This window comes from uncultured Paracoccus sp., assembly GCF_947496875.1.
In the GTDB taxonomy this organism is placed as follows: Bacteria; Pseudomonadota; Alphaproteobacteria; order Rhodobacterales; family Rhodobacteraceae; genus Paracoccus.
In genome coordinates, this window is sequence record NZ_CANMEH010000001.1 from 282,318 (window position 1) to 300,569 (window position 18,252).

The 18,252-nt window shown below is 67.5% G+C and carries 18 protein-coding genes; 7 read left to right on the forward strand and 11 right to left on the reverse strand.

The features are described from left to right. The first annotated feature begins 118 nt into the window (after positions 1-118). From Q0938_RS01340 to Q0938_RS01350, 3 genes are all read left to right on the forward strand, one after another. Positions 119-601 carry a YsnF/AvaK domain-containing protein gene (locus tag Q0938_RS01340; RefSeq protein WP_299358336.1) on the forward strand — a complete coding sequence of 161 codons (483 nt, stop codon included), beginning with the start codon at positions 119-121 and terminating at the stop codon, positions 599-601. Positions 602-640: 39 nt separating this feature from the next. Beyond that, positions 641-1,498 carry a YsnF/AvaK domain-containing protein gene (locus tag Q0938_RS01345; protein WP_299358338.1) on the forward strand — a complete coding sequence of 286 codons (858 nt, stop codon included), beginning with the start codon at positions 641-643 and terminating at the stop codon, positions 1,496-1,498. Between the two features lie 156 nt (positions 1,499-1,654). Beyond that, positions 1,655-2,383 (forward strand): Crp/Fnr family transcriptional regulator, encoded by a 729-nt coding sequence (locus tag Q0938_RS01350; protein ID WP_299358340.1) that lies wholly within the window; start codon positions 1,655-1,657, stop codon positions 2,381-2,383. Here the strand turns inward: Q0938_RS01350 and Q0938_RS01355 are convergent, their stop codons facing one another. Next, positions 2,384-3,283: an extensin family protein gene (locus Q0938_RS01355; protein ID WP_299358349.1), complete on the reverse strand. Its 900-nt coding sequence runs from the start codon at positions 3,281-3,283 to the stop codon at positions 2,384-2,386. It abuts the gene before it with no gap. Continuing rightward, positions 3,283-4,866, reverse strand: a complete 1,584-nt coding sequence (locus Q0938_RS01360) for a L,D-transpeptidase family protein (protein WP_299358352.1) — start codon at positions 4,864-4,866, stop codon at positions 3,283-3,285. Before Q0938_RS01360 ends, Q0938_RS01355 begins: the two co-directional genes overlap by 1 nt. A gap of 192 nt (positions 4,867-5,058) precedes the next feature. On the opposite strand from Q0938_RS01360, the gene Q0938_RS01365 reads away from it, so the two are divergent. Continuing rightward, positions 5,059-5,889, forward strand: a complete 831-nt coding sequence (locus tag Q0938_RS01365) for an oxepin-CoA hydrolase, alternative type (protein WP_299358354.1) — start codon at positions 5,059-5,061, stop codon at positions 5,887-5,889. A 24-nt stretch (positions 5,890-5,913) separates the two neighbouring features. Here the strand turns inward: Q0938_RS01365 and Q0938_RS01370 are convergent, their stop codons facing one another. Beyond that, a complete protein-coding gene (locus tag Q0938_RS01370; protein WP_299358356.1) occupies positions 5,914-6,675 on the reverse strand; it encodes a GntR family transcriptional regulator in 762 nt (253 codons plus the stop codon). 327 nt (positions 6,676-7,002) lie between these two features. On the opposite strand from Q0938_RS01370, the gene Q0938_RS01375 reads away from it, so the two are divergent. From Q0938_RS01375 to Q0938_RS01385, 3 genes are all read left to right on the forward strand, one after another. Further along, complete coding sequence (locus Q0938_RS01375; RefSeq protein ID WP_366942723.1) at positions 7,003-8,121, forward strand: MFS transporter; 1,119 nt, start codon at positions 7,003-7,005, stop codon at positions 8,119-8,121. A 194-nt stretch (positions 8,122-8,315) separates the two neighbouring features. Further along, complete coding sequence (locus tag Q0938_RS01380) at positions 8,316-8,912, forward strand: ribonuclease HII (protein ID WP_299358708.1); 597 nt, start codon at positions 8,316-8,318, stop codon at positions 8,910-8,912. Between the two features lie 86 nt (positions 8,913-8,998). Beyond that, positions 8,999-10,168 carry a site-specific DNA-methyltransferase gene (locus Q0938_RS01385; RefSeq protein ID WP_366942718.1) on the forward strand — a complete coding sequence of 390 codons (1,170 nt, stop codon included), beginning with the start codon at positions 8,999-9,001 and terminating at the stop codon, positions 10,166-10,168. Between the two features lie 139 nt (positions 10,169-10,307). On the opposite strand, the gene Q0938_RS01390 is transcribed toward Q0938_RS01385, so the two are convergent. The 8 genes from Q0938_RS01390 to sufB form a co-directional block, all read right to left on the reverse strand. After that, on the reverse strand, positions 10,308-11,315 hold the full coding sequence (locus tag Q0938_RS01390) for an alkane 1-monooxygenase (protein ID WP_299358360.1): 1,008 nt from the start codon (positions 11,313-11,315) through the stop codon (positions 10,308-10,310). Between the two features lie 459 nt (positions 11,316-11,774). Beyond that, positions 11,775-12,986: a cysteine desulfurase gene (locus Q0938_RS01395; RefSeq protein WP_299358362.1), complete on the reverse strand. Its 1,212-nt coding sequence runs from the start codon at positions 12,984-12,986 to the stop codon at positions 11,775-11,777. After that, positions 12,983-13,573, reverse strand: a complete 591-nt coding sequence (locus tag Q0938_RS01400; protein ID WP_299358364.1) for a YIP1 family protein — start codon at positions 13,571-13,573, stop codon at positions 12,983-12,985. The genes Q0938_RS01395 and Q0938_RS01400 overlap by 4 nt, the downstream gene beginning before the upstream one ends. Then, on the reverse strand, positions 13,570-14,064 hold the full coding sequence (locus Q0938_RS01405; protein WP_299358366.1) for a hypothetical protein: 495 nt from the start codon (positions 14,062-14,064) through the stop codon (positions 13,570-13,572). The genes Q0938_RS01400 and Q0938_RS01405 overlap by 4 nt, the downstream gene beginning before the upstream one ends. Before the next feature lie 2 nt (positions 14,065-14,066). Further along, positions 14,067-15,431 (reverse strand): SufD family Fe-S cluster assembly protein, encoded by a 1,365-nt coding sequence (locus tag Q0938_RS01410; RefSeq protein WP_299358368.1) that lies wholly within the window; start codon positions 15,429-15,431, stop codon positions 14,067-14,069. Next, a complete protein-coding gene (sufC, locus tag Q0938_RS01415; RefSeq protein WP_299358370.1) occupies positions 15,431-16,186 on the reverse strand; it encodes a Fe-S cluster assembly ATPase SufC in 756 nt (251 codons plus the stop codon). Before sufC ends, Q0938_RS01410 begins: the two co-directional genes overlap by 1 nt. 159 nt (positions 16,187-16,345) lie before the next feature. After that, the gene (locus Q0938_RS01420) at positions 16,346-16,666 is read right to left on the reverse strand and encodes a heavy metal-binding domain-containing protein (RefSeq protein WP_299358711.1); all 321 of its coding nucleotides are present in this window, start codon (positions 16,664-16,666) and stop codon (positions 16,346-16,348) included. A gap of 47 nt (positions 16,667-16,713) precedes the next feature. After that, positions 16,714-18,252: a Fe-S cluster assembly protein SufB gene (gene sufB, locus Q0938_RS01425; RefSeq protein WP_299358373.1), complete on the reverse strand. Its 1,539-nt coding sequence runs from the start codon at positions 18,250-18,252 to the stop codon at positions 16,714-16,716.

The window sequence follows — 18,252 nt, forward strand, 5'->3', positions numbered from 1 at the left end:
GAAACTCGTCCCGGGCGATCGAAACTTGGAACCTTTGGGCGAAGGTCCGGGTTGGATGGGCAGCGCAGGGAAATGTGATCCTGCCGGTTGACGATCATCTGTTTTTCGAGGAGCGGCCATGCCCGATGTCAGCGACGACAAAGGTCTTCCGGACACGGGCATGGCCGCCTCCGAGCGTCCTGACGGGGATCGCCAGACCTTGGAGATCGCGCAGGAATTCGCCAGTGTCGGCGTGGTTCGGGAAGAGGTCGGCTCCGTCCGCGTCAGAACCGTCACGGACGTGTTCGACAGCGTCGTGCCTGTCACCCTGCGCGCCGAGGCGATCGAGGTGACGCGGCACAGGATCGACCGCGAAGTCGACGCCGCGCCAGAGCCCAGGATCGAGGGCGAGCTGACCATCATCCCGGTGGTCGAAGAGCGCGCCGTCGTTGTCACTCGTCTGTTCGTGACGGAAGAGATCCATATCCGCCGCAAGGTGGAGGAAGAAACCGTTGAACTGCCGGTCAGCCTGCAGCGCCAGCGCGCCGTCGTCGAACGGTTCGACCCGGACGGCGCGCCCAGGCCCGCCCAGCCCGGGGATGAACCGGATGCGACCAGCTGATCACACGACACCCCTCTAGTAACGATTGGAAAGTTAACAATGGCTATGGAACATGTGTATGAATCCGGTTCGAACCGCAGCCTGTCGGCGATGTTCGACACGCGCGCCGAAGCGGATCGTGCGGTCTCGCGTCTGCGCGAAGTCGGCATTGCCGATGTCGTTCTGACCGGCGAGGACAACCCCGGTTACGGCGCGACCAGCCGTGCCGACACCACCCGCGACGACGATCGCGGCTTCTTCGAATCGATCGGCGATTTCTTCTTTCCCGAAGAGGACCGCCACACCTACGCCGAGGGTCTGAACCGCGGCGGCTTTCTCGTGACCGTGTCCAACGTCCCCGCGGAGCTGTATGACCGTGCCCTGGACATTCTGGACGACGAAGGTGCCATCGACCTGGACGCCCGCGAAAGCGAGTGGCGGTCGGAAGGCTGGGCCGGTGTGCAGACCTTCGGATCCGAGCGGGCCGATCTGGACCGCCGCGACGTCACCGGCGACGAACACATCGACGTCGTGGAAGAGCGGATGTCCGTCGCCAAGCGGGAAACCGACGCCGGTCGCGTCCGGGTCCGGTCCTATGTGCGCGAGGTTCCGGTCGAGCAGGAGGTCGAACTGCGCAGCGAAAGCGTCAACATCGAACGTCATCCGGTCGACCGCCCCGCCGGCGCCGATGCGTTCGAGGAGCGCAGCATCGAGGGCCGCGAATACCGCGAAAGCGCCGTCGTGCAGAAGGACGCCCGCGTCGTCGAGGAGATCGACGTGCACAAGGACGTCGAGTCGCATACCGAAACGGTGCGCGACACGGTTCGCAAGACCGAGGTTGAGATCGAGGATGATCGCGACACCGTGGATCCCACGATCAATCCCGGGGTCACGGGCCGTGACGACATCAACCGCTGAGCACGCGGCGTGACCGGATTTCAATGACCAGAGACAGGGCAGCCTCTCGGGGCTGCCCCTTTTTTTGGCGGTGCGCCGCACGACCGTCCCCGCAGTCCCCGACGCGTCGTGCGTCGGAAACCAGGCAGCGGCCATAGAGCAGAACGAGACACGCGCATGGCATTGACGGAGTACTTCATCCGGTTCCTCCAGCGTCGAGATGTGCTGCAGCCCGAGGACCTGGAACGGCTGAAGAGCATTCCGACAACCATACGGCGCTACGAGTCGGGCGAAGAGGTCGTGCCGGCGGGCAACCGCCACCGCAGCTGCATGATGCTGCGCGGCATGACCGGACGGGTGCACAGCCTGCCGGGTCGATGCGCCACGAAGGCGATTACCGCGCTGCATGTGCCGGGCGACTTCGTCGATCTGCACAGCTTCGTGCTGAAGGGGCTGACCCATGTGGTGGTGGCGTTCGGTCGGGCCGAGGTCGAGTTTGTCGACCACAAGGACCTGCGCGCCATCACCGAGGACTTCCCCCACCTCACCCGCATGCTGTGGATGGCCACCGCCATCGACGCGGCGATCCATCGGCAGTGGCTGGTGGCCAGCGCGTCGCTGCGGGCCAGTCCGCACCTGGCCCATCTGCTGTGCGAACTCTACACCCGGATGTCGCTGGTCGGGGCCGCGCGCGACGGGAACATGTCGCTGCCCTTGCTGCAGCGTGAACTGGCCGACACGCTGGGCTATTCGCCGATCCACATCAATCGCGCCGTCCGGGACCTGCGCGACCGCAAGCTGGTGCGCTGGCAGGGAACGGAAATCGAGATCCTGAACTGGGACGGTCTGGTGCAGCTGGCGCGGTTCGACCCGACCTACCTGGAAATCGAACGCCAGCGGCGGTGATCACTGGCACAGGCGATAGCCGCCGTTGCGCTGCTTGATGTCCAGGTGCAGGTGGTCGTCATGCGCCGCATTGGACCCCGGCCCCAGAACGGTGGTGAACTCGACGCAGGCGGTGGCCTGGACGGCAGCCTGGAACACCGCGGGCAGGTCGCCGTGATCCTGCCGGGGCGCGATCTGCAGCGGTTCGGCATCGGCGAACCGGAACCCGGCGATATCGATGGCGTTGCCGAATGCATGCTCGGACTGGCGCGCCGTGCTCTCGGTCCCGATGACCGGACGGCAGTCATAGGTCGTTCCCAGCATCATCCCTGACAGCCGCGGTGCACCGGGCAGGCGCGACGCCGCCGGCAGCACGAAGTCGCGGGTCCAGTGGGCCAGGGCGCGTGCGGTGTCGCAGCGCATCTCGGCGCCGCCGTCCAGCGTGATCCCCGGCAGGATCTCGGTCAGGTGCAGGGGACGCTGGATACCGCAGTCCCTGTCGTCCGGGTCGGTGACCGGCGCGCTGTCGCGGTACCGGGCGCCGAGCATGGTCAGTTCCAGCTTGCAGGCCGCGAGGTCGAAATCGCTTTCCCGCAGCAGTTCCGGCATTGGGGGGCCGACGGGGACCGTCTCGATCGGGGGTGTGAGGGCAAGGCCGGCGGGCTGGGCCGGCGGTGTCGAGAGATCGGTCGCGTCGGGTGCGGATGGGGCGAGCGGCGTGGGCGCTGGCGACGGCGCCGAAGGTTCGAGCTCCGGTCGGGCAGGCGGGCGCTGTGCCGGGACCCGCACCGGCGGGGGCTCGTCTGCCGGGCGCTCGGGCGGTGGCTGCTGCGCATGTGCGGACATCCCCAGCGTGCTGCTGAACAGCAGCATAAGCAGACCGGCACGGAATGATCCCCCGCCGGTGCCTGTCCGCTGCATCAGCGGCTCAGCGTCGGCGTGTCCGGCATTTGCAGGCCTTCACCCGACCGTCCTGCCGGGTCTTGCGGTGTGTAAGTGGCTGGGGGCTGCACCTGGACCGGCTGCTGGTTTGCCGGCACCGGCGTGGCCGGCACAACGGTCAGCTGCGTCGCCGCGGGCGGCAGCACAAAGCCGCTTGTGGTCTGTCCGTCCATTCCGGTCCGCCCCTCGCTGCCGCTCAGCTGATCGAGCGGCAGCACAGCAGCTTCGGCCGGCGGAGGCAAGTCGGTGCCATCGGTTGCAGTACGTGACGGGTCAGTTGTGGTCGCCGTCATCGCCGCGCGACGCAGCGGGTTCATGCCTGGCCGCTGCGCCCCGAGCAGAACCGGCGCGTCCGCCGCCTGCGAGTCCGCGGCCGGCATGGCGCCGCTGGCCGAGACACCCGAGGCCAGGGCCTGTGCGACGGCGGCGTCGGTCCCGGTGAGAGGGCCGGTGGCGTCCGCAGCTGCGGTGAGCGGCTGCGGGTCCGGCTGCGACGCCGTCCCCGCCGCGGCGCTGCCGACGATCGTCGCGGCCGCGCCCGCGACATCTGCAATGCGAACCCCCGGCGGCAGGAATTCGACGATGGTCGTGCCGGGCTGGACCATGTGTGCCAGTTCCTGCGCGTCCCAGTTCGTCAGCCGCACGCAACCGTGCGATTCCTGCACGAACAGGCGCGACGGGGTCGCGGTGCCATGGATCCCGTAGGTCGGCTGGCTCAGATCGATCCAGACATTCCCGACCGGACCGTTCGGACCCGGCGGCACGACCAGCACCTTGTCGTTGTCGCCCTGCTTGAAGTTCTTGTTCGGATCGTAGGTATAGGTCGGATTCAGGGCGATGGCCGTGACACTGTGCGTACCGTGCGGCGACGGCGTCGCATCGGACCCGATCGTGGCGGGGTAGTCGACGACCATCCTGCCGGCCGCATCATAGGCCGCCACGCGATGCGCGTCCTTGTCGATGAGGATACGGGCGACCTTGGCCTTCAGCGGTTTCGCGGGAACGGTCACCCGGATCGTTTCGCCGGGCACAAAGGCGGCTGCGGGGTTCAGCTGGGCCAGGAACTTGTCGTCCATGTGGAACCGCTCGGCCAGCCGTTCGACCACCGAGGTGTAGCCCTGTGTCTCCATCGCCGCCTTTTCGGCGTAATCGGTGGGGATGTGGTCGACCAGGTCCTGCGCGTCGGCCTCGGTGATGGTGTAGTCCATTGTCATCGGGGCAGCGGCATGGGCGTGCAGCAATTGCCAGATGGTCGGATCCATCATCCCGTCCATGGGCAGCCCGTGTCCCCGTTCGAACGCCAGGATCGCGCTTTCGCTCATCCCGCCCTTGAACCCGTCAACGACACCCGGCGACACGCCCGACCGGTCCAGCAGGATCTGCACCTTGGCGGTCAGGGCCGACTGCCCACTCGGCAGGTCGCCGCCTGCATATTGGGCGGCCTCGATATCCTGCGACATGATCTGGACGCGTCCCGATTGTGCAGCGCCCTGCGACGGGGACAGCGCGATAAGCGTGCCCGACGCGACAAGGCCGAGGATGAGGGAGCGGGACGACGTCATTATGCCTCCGGGGAACGAACTGGATTGCCGCATGTCATGTGTCTGCGGGATCACCCGGTCAGGCAAGGCAGGCGTATTCACTTAAGGTTGAATCGCTCGGCAGTTGTGTCCGGGACAGCTGGCGATACGGGCTTGCAGGCGCTGCGCCTTCGGGGCGATGGTCCGGGGACACCGATGGACCAGGGGACCGGCATGAGCACGCATTGCGAGATCCAGGACAAGGGCGACCGGCTGGTTGTCATCAACCGCAATGCGGCCCGCCGCAATGCGCTCAGCCCGGATTTCACCGCCGGGCTGCGCAGCGCCCTGGCGCAGGCGACGGCAGCGCCGCGGATCGCGTCGGTCATCGTGACGGGAGAGGGCGGGTTCTTCTGCGCCGGCGGCGACCTGACGGTGCTGCAGAACGCGGGCCAGATGACCGAGGCGCAGCGGCGCGGGCGCATCGCCGATCTGGCACAGCTGATGCGCGAGGTCATGGGCTGCGCCCGGCCGGTGATCGCGGCGGTGGACGGGGGCGCTGCCGGTGCCGGGTTCTCGCTGGCCTTCGCCTGCGACCTGATCGTGGCGGCGCGCGACGCGAAGTTCACGGCCGCCTACGTCAATGCCGGGCTCGTCCCGGATGGCGGCCTGACGGGCAGCCTGATGGCGGCCCTGCCGCCGGCGCTGGCCAGCGAGATCGCACTGACCGGGCGCCCTGTCGGTGCCGAACGTCTGCACGCGCTGGGCGCGATCAATGAGCTGACCGAGCCGGGGCAGGCGTTGGAGGCGGCGAACGCACTTGCCGACAGGCTGGCCCAGGGACCGGCCGAGGCGCAGGCTTCCATCAAAAAGCTGATGGTGGGGGCACGGGCCCAGTTGATGGAACAACAGTTCGAGGCAGAGACCCCGCACATGGCGCGCGCGCTTGCCGGATCCGAGGCGGCCGAAGGGATGGCCGCGTTCCTGACCAAGCGTCCCGCCGAATATGCCCGTCTGCGCCTGGCGGCCGGAGGCGGCGCGGCACCTTCCGAGACCGCGAACTGACCCGCCCTGCCATGGGACGACAGCTCAGGGGCTGATCGGAACCCTGCGGCCCGGCGTCAGCGTGTGCTGGACGTAGGTGACTGGCCGCATGCCCATCCATGCGCAGGTGAGAAAGCTCAGCACCGGGCTTGCCGCGTCGGCCCCCATGTATTCGGCACAGCCGGCATCCCCCGCGGTGGTCGCATCGACCACGGTCTCGATCCGGTCGAGATTGACGTTCCCGACCAGCCATTCATTCGCGCCGATGGTCTCCAGCACCTCCTGCGTCAGTTGCTGCGCCACCGGCTGCCGTGTCCAGCGCCGCTCGTGACATGTGGGCAGGTCGTCGGAATACATCATCGCCTTGGATTCCAGAACCGTCTCGTCCCTGTCCAGCAGCAGCGCACGGGCAATCGCATCGGGCGGGCTGACCCAGCCGCTCTCAAGCAGGCGATAGCCGTAAACCCCGCCCGCCCGCTCGATGTGGTGGCGCATCAAATGGTCGAGATCCGGACCGGGTGCGGTGTAGATATTCTCGGCGACGCGCGTCCCGACCTTTCGCCGCCGGATCAGGATGCCGCGGGCGGCCAGTTCGGTCAGGGCACGGTTCACCGTCGCACGTGCGCAGCCCAGCTCGGCGGCCAGCTGCTGTTCGGTCGGGATCAGCTCGCCGACCCCATAGCGTTCGGTCCGGATGCGATGCAGCACTTCGTTCATCACCGACTGCCAGGTCGTGTGACGGCGGGATGTCTCCGTCCCGCCGGCAAAGATCGCCGTCCTCACCCGTTCGCGTTCATTCGCCGTCATGAGGTCCCGCGATCTGAGAGTGCTTGGAGTGCCTGGAACATAGTGGGCGTGCGCTCACTCAACAGATGTCCATTTCGTCAGGGTTGCGACCATATCTGGGTGCGCCGGCACAGCGGATCAACCATGCGGCGCAGGCTGGGGTGGCCCTCGGCCTCCCTGGGACGTTGACAATCCTGCTGCGGCGGCGCCCTTTCGGGCCATAGCATCCCAGGCCGCCTTGCAAGTAGATCGACCGTGCCCCCGACCCTGAGCAGTCCCGCCGCAGCCCTCCGTCCCGCCGCTTCGACCACCGCCTGGTCGGTGCTGTGGGCGATCAGCTTGTGTCACATGATCAACGACGTGATGCAGTCGCTGCTGTCGGCGATCTATCCGCTGCTGCGGGCCGAGTTCGACCTGTCCTATGCGCAGGTCGGCATGATGACCTTCGCGTTCCAGGTCACCGCGTCGATCCTGCAGCCGGCGGTCGGCCTGGTCACCGACCGGCATCCGATGCCGCGATCGCTGGCAGTGGGGATGCTGGCGACCTTCAGCGGGGTCGCGCTGCTGTCGCAGGCGCCCAGCTATGGCTGGTTGCTGGTCGGGGCGATGCTGATCGGGTCGGGATCGGCGGTCTTTCACCCGGAAAGCTCGCGTGTCGCCCGGATCGCGTCCGGCGGACGGTTCGGCACCGCGCAGTCACTGTTCCAGCTGGGCGGCAATGCGGGCCAGGCGGTGGGTCCGCTGCTGGCGGCGTTCCTGGTGGTGCCGCTCGGGCGGCCGGTGATCGGCTGGGTGGCCCTGTTCGCCCTGGCCGGCGCGGCAACCCTGTGGCGGGTCGGCGCCTGGGCCGAGGGTCGCAGGCGCGCGTCGGTCGCCACGACCCCGCCCCGGCCGGCGCTGGCGCGGCGCCGGATCGTCGGCGCGATCGCCGTTCTGGCGCTGCTGGTGATGACCAAGAACTTCTACACGGCCAGCCTGTCCAGCTACTACACGTTCTTCCTGATCGAGAAGTTCGGGCTGAGCGCGCAGGCGTCGCAGGTCATGCTGTTCCTGTTCCTGGGGGGAATGGCCGCCGGGGTGATGCTGGGCGGCATCGTCGGCGACCGCGTGGGTTCCCTGACGGTGATCTGGGTGTCGATCCTGGGGATTCTGCCGCTGACCCTGGCGCTGCCGCATGTCGGCCTGATCCCGACGGGTATCCTGTCGGTGCTGATCGGGCTGATCCTCGCCTCTGCGTTCCCGGCCATCGTCGTCTATGCGCAGGAACTCGTCCCCGGACGGACCGGGCTGATCGCGGGGCTGTTCTTCGGCTTCGCCTTCGGCATGGGTGGTGTGGCCGCGGCGCTGCTGGGCCGGGTCGCCGACGTGCGGGGGATCGAGTTCGTGTACCAGCTGTGCGCGTTCCTGCCGCTGCTGGGCCTCACGACCATCCTGCTGCCGCGCCGGCGCGATCTCGTCCCTCGCTGATCCGGCCGCTCGTAGGTGGTCTGGTCCGGACGCGCCGGGGTTCCGGCGGCCCGTGGGGCAGGGTAGGGTGCCGGTGTGATCCAGGGATTGGCACGCACATGAAAGACCTGTTCGGGCCTCAGCTGCACGATCCCCTGCCTCGACCGCGGGCCCGGTCAGGGCAGAAATGCGGCCTGCGCCACGAACGCGAGGCGATGGCCGACGGGGCGATGCTGGTCTGCGGTGTCGACGAGGTCGGGCGCGGTCCGCTGGCGGGTCCGGTCACGGCCGCGGCGGTCATCCTGCCCAGCCGCGGGGTTCCGCGCGGGCTGGACGATTCGAAGAAGCTGACAGCCGCCGCGCGGGACCGTCTGGCCGCCCGGATCATGGACAGTGCGATCTGGGCCGTGGCCCACGCCAGTGTCGCCGAGATCGACGAGCTGAACATCTACCACGCCGCCCATCTGGCGATGTGCCGCGCGGTCGCGGCGCTCGGCGCGCGCCCCTGCGTGGCGCTGGTCGACGGCAATCGCATTCCCCGCGGGCTGGGCGTGCCGGCCCGCGCCATCGTCGGCGGCGACGCGCAAAGCGCATCGATCGCGGCCGCCTCGATCCTCGCCAAGGTGACGCGCGATCGGATCATGGTTGATTTCGCGCAACAGCACCCCGGCTATGGCTGGGAGGTGAATGCCGGTTACCCGACTCCGGCCCACAAGAAAGCCCTGCGGGAACTGGGTGCGACCCCGCTCCATAGACGCGGGTTTGCCCCAGTCTACCAGATGTTGTGTAAAGAGCAAAGCCTAACTCCCTGATCTAATTAAAGATTTGACCGGGAATCGCCCGTGACTCATCATCCGGGGGCACAAGATCGGCACCAGACCGACGACCCGAGGCAGTGATGACAGACAGCGTTCCGAACCCACACGACCTTTCCGCGGCCATCCCGCCCGACCCCCGCCGCGCGGGACTGAGCAGGCTTCCGCTGGACAGCATCCTAGCCGGGGACTGCATCGACCAGATGCGGTCCTTGCCGGAATCCAGCATCGATCTGATCTTTGCGGATCCGCCCTATAACCTGCAGCTGCGCGGCGACCTGCACCGCCCCGACAATTCGCGGGTGGATGCGGTCGACGAACAGTGGGACCAGTTCTCCGGCTTTGCCGCCTATGACAAATTCACCCAAGACTGGCTGGCCGCGGCACGGCGGGCGCTGAAGCCGCACGGAGCCATCTGGGTCATCGGCAGCTATCACAACATCTTCCGCGTCGGCGCCGAACTGCAGAACCAGGGATTCTGGATCCTGAACGACGTGGTCTGGCGCAAGTCGAACCCGATGCCGAACTTTCGCGGCAAGCGGCTGACCAACGCGCACGAGACGCTGATCTGGGCGTCAAAAACCGAAGGCGCGAAATACACCTTCAACTACGACGCGCTGAAGTCGCTGAACGAAGGCGTGCAGATGCGTTCGGACTGGACGCTGCCGATCTGCACGGGGGGCGAACGGATCAAGGGTGCCGATGGCACCAAGGCCCACCCGACCCAGAAGCCCGAAAGCCTGCTGCACCGCATTCTGGTGGGCACGACGAATCCCGGCGACGTGGTGCTGGACCCGTTCTTCGGCACCGGCACCACGGGTGCGGTCGCCAAGATGCTGGGACGCCACTGGATCGGGATCGAACGCGAGGAGCGTTATCGCGAGGTGGCGCTGCGCCGGCTCGCGCGCGTGCGGCGACTGGACGCCACGGCGCTTGCCACCACGACAGGCAAGCGCGCCGAACCGCGGATCCCCTTCGGCCAGGTCGTCGAGCGCGGCATGCTGCGCCCGGGTGAGGAGCTGTGGTCGTTCAATGCGCGCCACAAGGCCAAGGTCCGCGCCGACGGGTCGCTGATCGGAAACGACGTCAAGGGGTCGATCCACCAGGTCGGTGCCGCGCTGGAGGGCGCGCCCAGCTGCAACGGCTGGACCTACTGGCATTTCCGGCGCGAAGGCCGGATGGTCCCGATCGACCTGCTGCGCCAGCAGATCCGGGCCGAGTTGTCGGACAGACCCGCCGGCCTTTCCGACTGACAGCATTCCCAGTTCGCCGAGGTCCTGCAGCCGCGGTTCGGCCGCAGCGCAGGACGAACTGCCCCGTCGTGCCCCGGCACGACGGGGTCTTTTCATGGATTGGTGTCAGCCGCCGTCCGGGCGTGACGCGGCGGCTGGGTCAAAGCGCGCCGCGGGGCAACGGCAACTCGCCACGGTCATAGGCCGTCCAGTCGGTTACACCGGGATAGAACTGCCGCCGCCAGGCGCGCACGCGCGGGTTCATCCGCCGGCGCCACAGCCCGGGGATCATCGCGACGAATGTCATGAGCGGATAGCCGAACGGCAGCTGCGGCGCCTCGTCCGCGCCATAGGTCTGCAGCAGCGGAAAGCGCCGGTCGGGCTTGTAGTGGTGATCCGAGTGGCGCTGCAGGTTGATCAGCAGCCAGTTCGACGCAGTGTGGCTGGTATTCCAGCTGTGCCGCGGCAGGACGTGTTCATAGCGGCCGCCGCCGAAATGCAGGCGGGTCAGCCCGTAATGCTCGAGATACCAGACGGGCCGCCCGGCCCGGGCCAGCAGGCGCCGTTCGGCGCGCCAGGCGGATCGGGGACAATCCAGCAGGACCCGCGGAAAGAACCGCCAGAAGCTTTCGTCATAGCGGGCCGACACGGCATCGCGCGGGGTGCCGACCCAGGCGTGGTGGACCAGCAGATGCTCGGACCGGAAATGCGCATAGAGGGTGGAGGCCAGCAGCAGATCGCCCATCCAGCGTTCCCAACGGGGGCGCTGGTGCAGCAATTCGTGGGCATAGACGATGCCGATGGTCCCCGACATCACCCCGATCCCGAAGAACAGGCCGATCTTTTCCCACCCGGTCAGATGGCCGGCGTGGGTGACGAACCAAATCGCGCCAAAGATCACCGTGGCCTGGATCGGAAACCAGATCGCGGTGATCGCCCGATGCCAGAACAGATGGTAGGCCGAAGTCTCGGGGTCGAGGTTGGCCTTGTTCAAGCCCAGTACCGCGTCGAGTCCCGTGACAGGGTACCAGGCATAGGCCGGCATCAGGACAAACCACCACTCGCCCCGCCACGCCGCGATGATCGCCAGCGGCACGAGCCCGAGCGACATCCAGAAGGGCAGGGCGGAACGGGCGTGGCGGACCATGCGGAAATCTTGAAGCAGCATCGCGGCCTGTCCAGCAGCTCTGCGCGGCAGCATCTTGCCCAGCCCGCGGCGATTGGGCACAAGGGCAGGGCGTCGCCTCACGTGGCGAAACTGGTAAACGCAGCGGACTTCAACGGAGTGCCCGCGCGGAAACGCGCGGTGCAGAACGGCTCAAATTCGGGGAAACCTCACGGGTCGCGCCGGTGGCAATCCCGAGCCAAGCCCCTCGGCCGGCGCGCCGATGGGAAGGTGTAGAGACTAGACGGGCCGCAGCTGCCGGCCGCCCCGAGACCAACCGGCGCCGCGGCGGTCATGCTGAAGGGATAGTCCAGCCCACGAACGCCGCGCCTGCGGCGGCGGCGGAAGCCGAAGTGGGACGAAAATCCGCCGCCTTCGGGCTTCCCGGTTCGATCCCGGGCGTGAGGACGCAAATACCCGAATTTTCGGGCCGCAGCGGGGCGCAACGACGCGGCCCGGCGATCAGCCGAACAGTTCGCGGCAGAAGGACAGCCCGTCGATGAGGGCGTCGACCTCGTCCATCGTGTTGTACATGGCGAAGCTGGCCCGGGCCGATGCGCTCAGCCCGTAATGCTGCATCAGCGGCATGGCGCAATGTGTGCCGGCCCGCACCGCGATGCCGCGCTTGTCCAGCACGGTCGCGATGTCATGTGCATGCGCCCCCTGCATGGTCAGCGAAAAGATCGCCGCCTTGTCCGGCGCGTCGCCCTGCACGTCAACCCAGTTCAGTTCGCGCAGCCGGGCGCGGGCATGGTCGCGCAAGCCGCGTTCATGGGCGGCGATGTTCTCCATGCCGAGGTCCATCAGGTATTCCAGCGCCGCGCCAAGCCCGATCTGGTTGACGATGCCGGGGGTGCCGGCCTCGAATCGCAGCGGCGGGTCGGCGTAGCTGACCGCGTCGCGCGACACGTCGCGGATCATGTCGCCGCCCCCCATGAAGGGCTGCATCTCGGCCTGCCGGTCGCGGGCGATCCAGATCGCCCCCGATCCGGACGGACCGTAGAGCTTGTGACCCGTGATCGCATAGAAGTCACAGCCGATCGCCGCGATGTCGACGGGCATGTGCACCGCCGCCTGGCTGCCATCGACCAGCACCGGCACATCGGTACCGCGGCAGATTGCCGCCACGTCGACCACCGTCCCGGTGACGTTCGACATGTGGGTCACGGCCACCAGACGGGTGCGCGGCGTGATCGCGGAAAGCATCTTTTGGGCGGGCAGGCTGCCGTCCGCTTCCGGTTCGACCCATTTCAGCACGACCCCCTGGCGTTCCCGCAGGAAGTGCCAGGGCACGATGTTGGCGTGATGTTCCAGAACGCTCAGCACGATCTCGTCGCCTGCCTGTAGACGTGGTGCGGCCCAGCCGTAACTGACCAGGTTGATCCCCTCGGTGGTGCCCGAGGTAAAGATCACCTCGTCCTCGTGCGGGGCGTTCAGGAAACGTGCGATCGTGGTCCGCACAGCCTCGTACCGTTCGGTCGCCAGGTTGGACAGGTAATGCATGCCGCGATGGACATTGGCGTATTCGCTGCCATAGGCGCGGCTGATCGCGTCGATCACGACCTGCGGCTTCTGGGCGCTGGCGCCACTGTCCAGATAGACCAGCGGGCGACCGTTCACCTGCCGCGACAGGATCGGGAAATCCGCACGCACCTTGTCTATATCGAAGCTCATGCCGGTCCCTCCGGAAGGATGCCGAGCATCGCGGCCATGACGCTGAGCACGAAACCGGCGACGAACACCGTTCCCAGCAGTCCGACCGCGACGATAAGCGGGCTGCGAAAGCCGTGCACGGCCCGGGTCATCTGCACGGCCAGAACGAAGTAGAGCGCGAAGGTCAGCAGGCCAACCAGCCCGCCCAGCGGCGGCACCAGGACGGTCAGCAGCAGCTGCGGGATCTGGATCGCCAGCATCGCGATCTCGATCCAGGCCGTCGCCAGCAGCGCGTCGGTAAACCCGCCGGTGCCACCAAATATCTTGCCGACCCGTGCCATCAGCACCGCAAAGAGGCCCGCCGCCGCGACCTGCAGCGCCGCCATCACGATGGGCTGGCCGGCCAGGTCCGACATGGCGCCGGGTTCCGGGGGCGGCATGATCCGCAGCACCAGCCAGGACAACACGGCGCCCACCGATGCCGCGACGAGAATGGCTTGCCAGCTTTCCCGTGGCGTGGCGCCGGTCTGGCGCAGCGCTGCCAGCGCCGCGGCCGGATCGCGCAGGCTCAGCAGGATCAGTTCGATGAGTCGCGAAACAAGGGTCATGGCGGCGCACCATGACCCAGCGCGCGCAGGTTGACCAGCCAGAAGCCGAGGAACGCCAGACCCGCCGCGGCGCGAACGGCGGTCAGCGGTCCGCCCGCCCCGGATACCGCCTGCACCATGCCGGCCAGCAGCATCAGCGGCATCACCATTGCCATGGCCCAGATCAGCGCCAGCCGTGCGTCCCGTCCGGTGCCCCGCCACCCCGCTGCGTGGCCGACGAGAGCGGTCAGCCCGGCCAGCGCGTAGACCAGCAGCGGCATCATGAACATCGTCCCCATCAGCGCGCCACCCAGCCGGGCACCCAGCGGGATCGACGGATCGATCCGGGCCGCCTGGGCATGGGCCGGCCACTGCGCCAGGAAATACATCGCCAGTGTCCCGATCAACAGCGCCATCAGGCCCGACTCGCCCATATCGCGCAGGCTGCGCACGGTCTGCACCGGGGCACGCCAGCCGGCCACCAACCGCGGCACCAGCCCGGGGGCGGCCAAGGTCAGGCCGTTCCGACCGCCGGCCCGGATGCGAGAGCGTGGCGGTTCAGCCAGCCTTCCAGCCGCTCCGAGATCTCGACCCGCAGCTCGTCGTCCTCGACCTCGGCCAGCGCATCGGCGAGGAACGACAGCACCAGCAGGACGATGGCGCGATCCCGCGAGATGCCGCGCGACCGCAGATAGTAGAGCGCGGTGGGATCGATGGCGCCAGTGGTGGACCCGTGGCTGCAGCGCACGTCATCGGCATAGATTTCAAGCTCCGGCTTGGCGAGGAACTGGCTGTCCTCGTCCAGCAGCAGCGCCTGGCTGATCTGGTAGCCGTCGGTCTTCTGGGCACCGGGTTGCACCAGGATCTTGCCCTGGAACACGCCGACAGCGCCGTTCTTCAGCACCTTCTTGAACACCTGCCGGCTTTCGCAGCGCTCGGCCCGGTGGGTCACGAACACCGTGTCGTCATGGTGGAACGGACCGGCGGCGCCATCGCCCAGCACCGCACCGGCCACGTGGGCGACGCTGTCGTCACCGGCAATGTCGACCACCGTCTCGTGCCGCATCAGGCTGCCGTTCAGCGACAGCACGAAGGATTTCAGCGACGCGGCCTCGGCCACGCGTCCGAACAGGTGGCTGACCGCGACGCGATCGACCCCGGCCCGGATGGCCGCGATGTGATGCAGGCGCGCGCCAGGTGCCAGATCGGCCTCGATCAAGGCATTGCTGCGGGCCCCGGACATGCCGGTCTCGATCAGGGTCAGTTCGGCCCCGGCGTCGACCTTGATGACGTGATGCAGCATGACATCGGCGGCCGGGTCGCTGCGGCGATAGATCAGATGCACCGGACGGGGCGCCGTGCCGATCACCCGGATGGCCAGACCATGTCGGGCCACGGCGGTGTTCATGGCCGCAAAGGGCCGGGGCACTGGCGATTGGCCGGCCTGTTCCAGCGTTCCGTAGATGTCGGCGACCCAGTGGTCCGGCTGCGCGTCGGCCTGATCCAGCCGTTCGATCTGCACGCCGTCCAGCGCGCCCTGGTCCGAGGCGGCCGCGTCCAGCACACCGTCGACAAAGATCAGCCGCAGCCGGTCGACATGGTCGAACATCTCGAACTCGTCACCGTTCAGCGCGACAGCGGCGGGTGCATCGGCATTCAGCAGGGCCGGGTCGGTATAGCGCCAGTATTCGTCCCGGGGGCGGGGCAGGCCCATCGACCGGAACCGCTGCGCCGCATCGGCGCGTGCAGGGGCGGTGCAGCCGCCCTGCGGGACGTCCAGATCGGCCCTCGGGGTGTGCGCAGAGGGGCGGCCTCCGACAATGTCGGGCGTGACCTCGTCCTGGGTGACCTGGGTCGTGCGGGTAGCCAGTTCCACCATCACGCGCCCTCCGCCACGATGTCCGCATAGCCGTTCCGCTCGACCTCGAGCGCCAGTTCCGGGCCCCCGGTGCGAACGATCCGGCCGTCCGCCATGATGTGGACGACGTCGGGGCGGATGTGGTCCAGCAAGCGCTGGTAGTGGGTGATGACCAGAAAGGCCCGGTCGGGCGCGCGCAGGGCGTTCACGCCGTCGGCCACCAGCCGCATCGCGTCGACGTCCAGACCCGAATCGGTTTCATCCAGGATGCACATGCGGGGTTCCAGCATCGCCATCTGAAGGATCTCGTTGCGCTTCTTTTCGCCGCCCGAGAATCCGACGTTGACCGGGCGCTTCAGCATGTCGGCGTCAATATCCAGCGCCTTGGCCCGTTCCCGGACCAGGCGCAGGAAATCACCCGAGGACAGCTCGTCCTCGCCGCGCGCCTTGCGCTGGGCGTTCATCGCCGTGCGCAGGAACGTCATGTTGCCCACGCCCGGGATCTCGACCGGGTACTGGAAGGCCAGGAACAGGCCGGCGGCGGCCCGCTCCTCGGGCTCGCTTTCCAGCAGGTCCTTGCCGTCCAGCGTGGCCTCGCCCTGCGTCACCACGTAGCCGTCGCGGCCCGACAGAACATAGGAGAGTGTGGACTTGCCCGACCCGTTCGGTCCCATGATGGCGTGGACCTGACTGGCCGGGACCGAGAGGGTCAGACCCTTCAGGATCTCCTTGTCCTCGTCTTCCAGCTTCACGTGCAGATTGGTCACTTCCAGCATTGGTCCGTCCATTCGGTTGACCCGCAGACATGCGGGGAAATTGTTGATCCGGCTGCAGCATCGCCGCAGGTTCGGCGGATCGGGTCGGTCTTCCGCAGCGGCGCCATACTTAATCCGCCCGGCCGCCGTGATCCAGCGACGCGCCCCGATTTCCGCCGGTCAGCCGGCCCCACCCAGGCTGACGGCCGTGCCGGACGCCGACACCATCAGCATGTTGTTGATGACCTCATAGTCCAGATCGACCCCGACAACGGCATTGCCGCCGAGATCACGGGCCCGGTCCTGCATCTCTCCGATCGCCGTCTGGCGCGCCTCGGCCAGGGCCTGCTCATAGGCGGACGACCGGCCACCGACGATGTCGCGGATGCCCGCGAAGATGTCCCGGAAGATGTTCGCCCCCAGGATGGTCTCGCCCGTGACGATGCCGTGATAGGCGGTGATGCGCCGGCCCTCGACGGTCGGCGTGGTCGTGACGACCATCACCGCGGACCCGCCGTCCGATGCGGGCCGGCTGCCCCAGGGGTCACTCATCCGACGGAGCCTTCCAGGCTGATCGCAACCAGGCTCTGCGCCTCCATCGCGAACTCCATCGGCAGCGCCTGCAGCACGTCCCGGCAGAACCCGTTGACCACCAGTGCCACGGCCTCCTCCTCGTCCATGCCCCGGGCCCGGCAATAGAACAGCTGGTCCTCGTCCACCTTGCTGGTCGTGGCCTCGTGCTCGACCCGACTCGAGGTATTCTTGACCTCGATATAGGGCACGGTGTGGGCCCCGCACTTGTCGCCGATCAGCAGGCTGTCGCACTGCGTGTAGTTGCGGCTGTTGGTCGCCCGCGGGTGCATGCTGACCAGGCCGCGATAGGTGTTCTGGGCTCGTCCGGCGGAAATGCCCTTGGACACGATCCGCGACCGGGTGTTCTTGCCCAGATGGATCATCTTGGTCCCAGTATCGGCCTGCTGGGCGTTGTTGGTGATGGCGATCGAGTAGAACTCGCCCTGACTTTCCTCGCCACGCAGGATGCAGGACGGGTATTTCCAGGTGATCGCCGATCCTGTCTCGACCTGCGTCCACATCACCTTGGCCCGGGCCTCACGGCAGTCGGCACGCTTGGTGACGAAGTTGTAGATGCCGCCCTTGCCCTCCTCGTCACCGGGGAACCAGTTCTGGACGGTCGAGTATTTGACCTCGGCATCCTCCAGGATCACGATCTCGACCACCGCCGCGTGCAGCTGGGCCACGTCGCGCTTGGGCGCGGTGCAGCCCTCAAGATAGCTGACATAGCTGCCCTTGTCCGCGATGATCAGGGTGCGTTCGAACTGGCCGGTGTTTTCGGCATTGATGCGGAAATAGGTGCTCAGTTCCATCGGGCAGCGGACGCCCGGCGGGATGTAGACGAACGAGCCGTCGGAAAACACCGCGCTGTTCAGCGTGGCAAAGTAGTTGTCCGACTGCGGTACGACGCTGCCCAGGTATTTCCTGACCAGGTCGGGATAGTCGCGGATGGCCTCGCTGATCGGGCAGAAGATCACGCCGGCCTTGGCCAGTTCGTCCTTGAAGGTGGTGCCCACGCTGACGCTGTCGAACACCGCATCGACGGCGACGCGGCGCCCTTCGGCGGGGGTGGCGCCTGCGCCTTCGACCCCGGCCAGGATCTCCTGTTCCTTCAGCGGAATGCCCAGCTTCTCATAGGTCGCCAGCAGCTTGGGGTCGACCTCGTCCAGCGATTTCGGCCGGACCATCATGCTCTTGGGGCGGGCGTAGTAATACTGGTCCTGATAGTCGATGTCCGGATAGTTCAGCATCGCCCAGCGGGGCTCGGACATGGTCTGCCAGCGCCGGAACGCGGCCAGGCGCCATTCGGTCATCCACTCCGGCTCTTCGTTGCGCTCGGAGATCAGGCGGACGATGTCCTCGGAAATGCCCTTGGGGGCATACTCCATCTCGATCTCGGTATCCCAGCCGTACTTGTACGTCCCCATGTTGGCGACGGTCTCGACCGTTTCCCGATCGACGCCTTCGCGCACGTCCAGTTCGGGGGCGCGTTCGGCGATGTCCAGTTGGGCCAT

Coding starts and splice junctions, on each gene's coding strand:
- Q0938_RS01340 (WP_299358336.1), top strand. CDS start 119: ATGCCCGATGTCAGCGACGACAAAGGTCTTCCGGACACGGGCATGGCC.
- Q0938_RS01345 (WP_299358338.1), top strand. CDS start 641: ATGGCTATGGAACATGTGTATGAATCCGGTTCGAACCGCAGCCTGTCG.
- Q0938_RS01350 (WP_299358340.1), top strand. CDS start 1,655: ATGGCATTGACGGAGTACTTCATCCGGTTCCTCCAGCGTCGAGATGTG.
- Q0938_RS01355 (WP_299358349.1), bottom strand. CDS start 3,283: ATGCAGCGGACAGGCACCGGCGGGGGATCATTCCGTGCCGGTCTGCTT.
- Q0938_RS01360 (WP_299358352.1), bottom strand. CDS start 4,866: ATGACGTCGTCCCGCTCCCTCATCCTCGGCCTTGTCGCGTCGGGCACG.
- Q0938_RS01365 (WP_299358354.1), top strand. CDS start 5,059: ATGAGCACGCATTGCGAGATCCAGGACAAGGGCGACCGGCTGGTTGTC.
- Q0938_RS01370 (WP_299358356.1), bottom strand. CDS start 6,675: ATGACGGCGAATGAACGCGAACGGGTGAGGACGGCGATCTTTGCCGGC.
- Q0938_RS01375 (WP_366942723.1), top strand. CDS start 7,003: ATGATCAACGACGTGATGCAGTCGCTGCTGTCGGCGATCTATCCGCTG.
- Q0938_RS01380 (WP_299358708.1), top strand. CDS start 8,316: ATGGCCGACGGGGCGATGCTGGTCTGCGGTGTCGACGAGGTCGGGCGC.
- Q0938_RS01385 (WP_366942718.1), top strand. CDS start 8,999: ATGACAGACAGCGTTCCGAACCCACACGACCTTTCCGCGGCCATCCCG.
- Q0938_RS01390 (WP_299358360.1), bottom strand. CDS start 11,315: ATGCTGCTTCAAGATTTCCGCATGGTCCGCCACGCCCGTTCCGCCCTG.
- Q0938_RS01395 (WP_299358362.1), bottom strand. CDS start 12,986: ATGAGCTTCGATATAGACAAGGTGCGTGCGGATTTCCCGATCCTGTCG.
- Q0938_RS01400 (WP_299358364.1), bottom strand. CDS start 13,573: ATGACCCTTGTTTCGCGACTCATCGAACTGATCCTGCTGAGCCTGCGC.
- Q0938_RS01410 (WP_299358368.1), bottom strand. CDS start 15,431: ATGGTGGAACTGGCTACCCGCACGACCCAGGTCACCCAGGACGAGGTC.
- sufC (WP_299358370.1), bottom strand. CDS start 16,186: ATGCTGGAAGTGACCAATCTGCACGTGAAGCTGGAAGACGAGGACAAG.
- Q0938_RS01420 (WP_299358711.1), bottom strand. CDS start 16,666: ATGGTCGTCACGACCACGCCGACCGTCGAGGGCCGGCGCATCACCGCC.
- sufB (WP_299358373.1), bottom strand. CDS start 18,252: ATGGCCCAACTGGACATCGCCGAACGCGCCCCCGAACTGGACGTGCGC.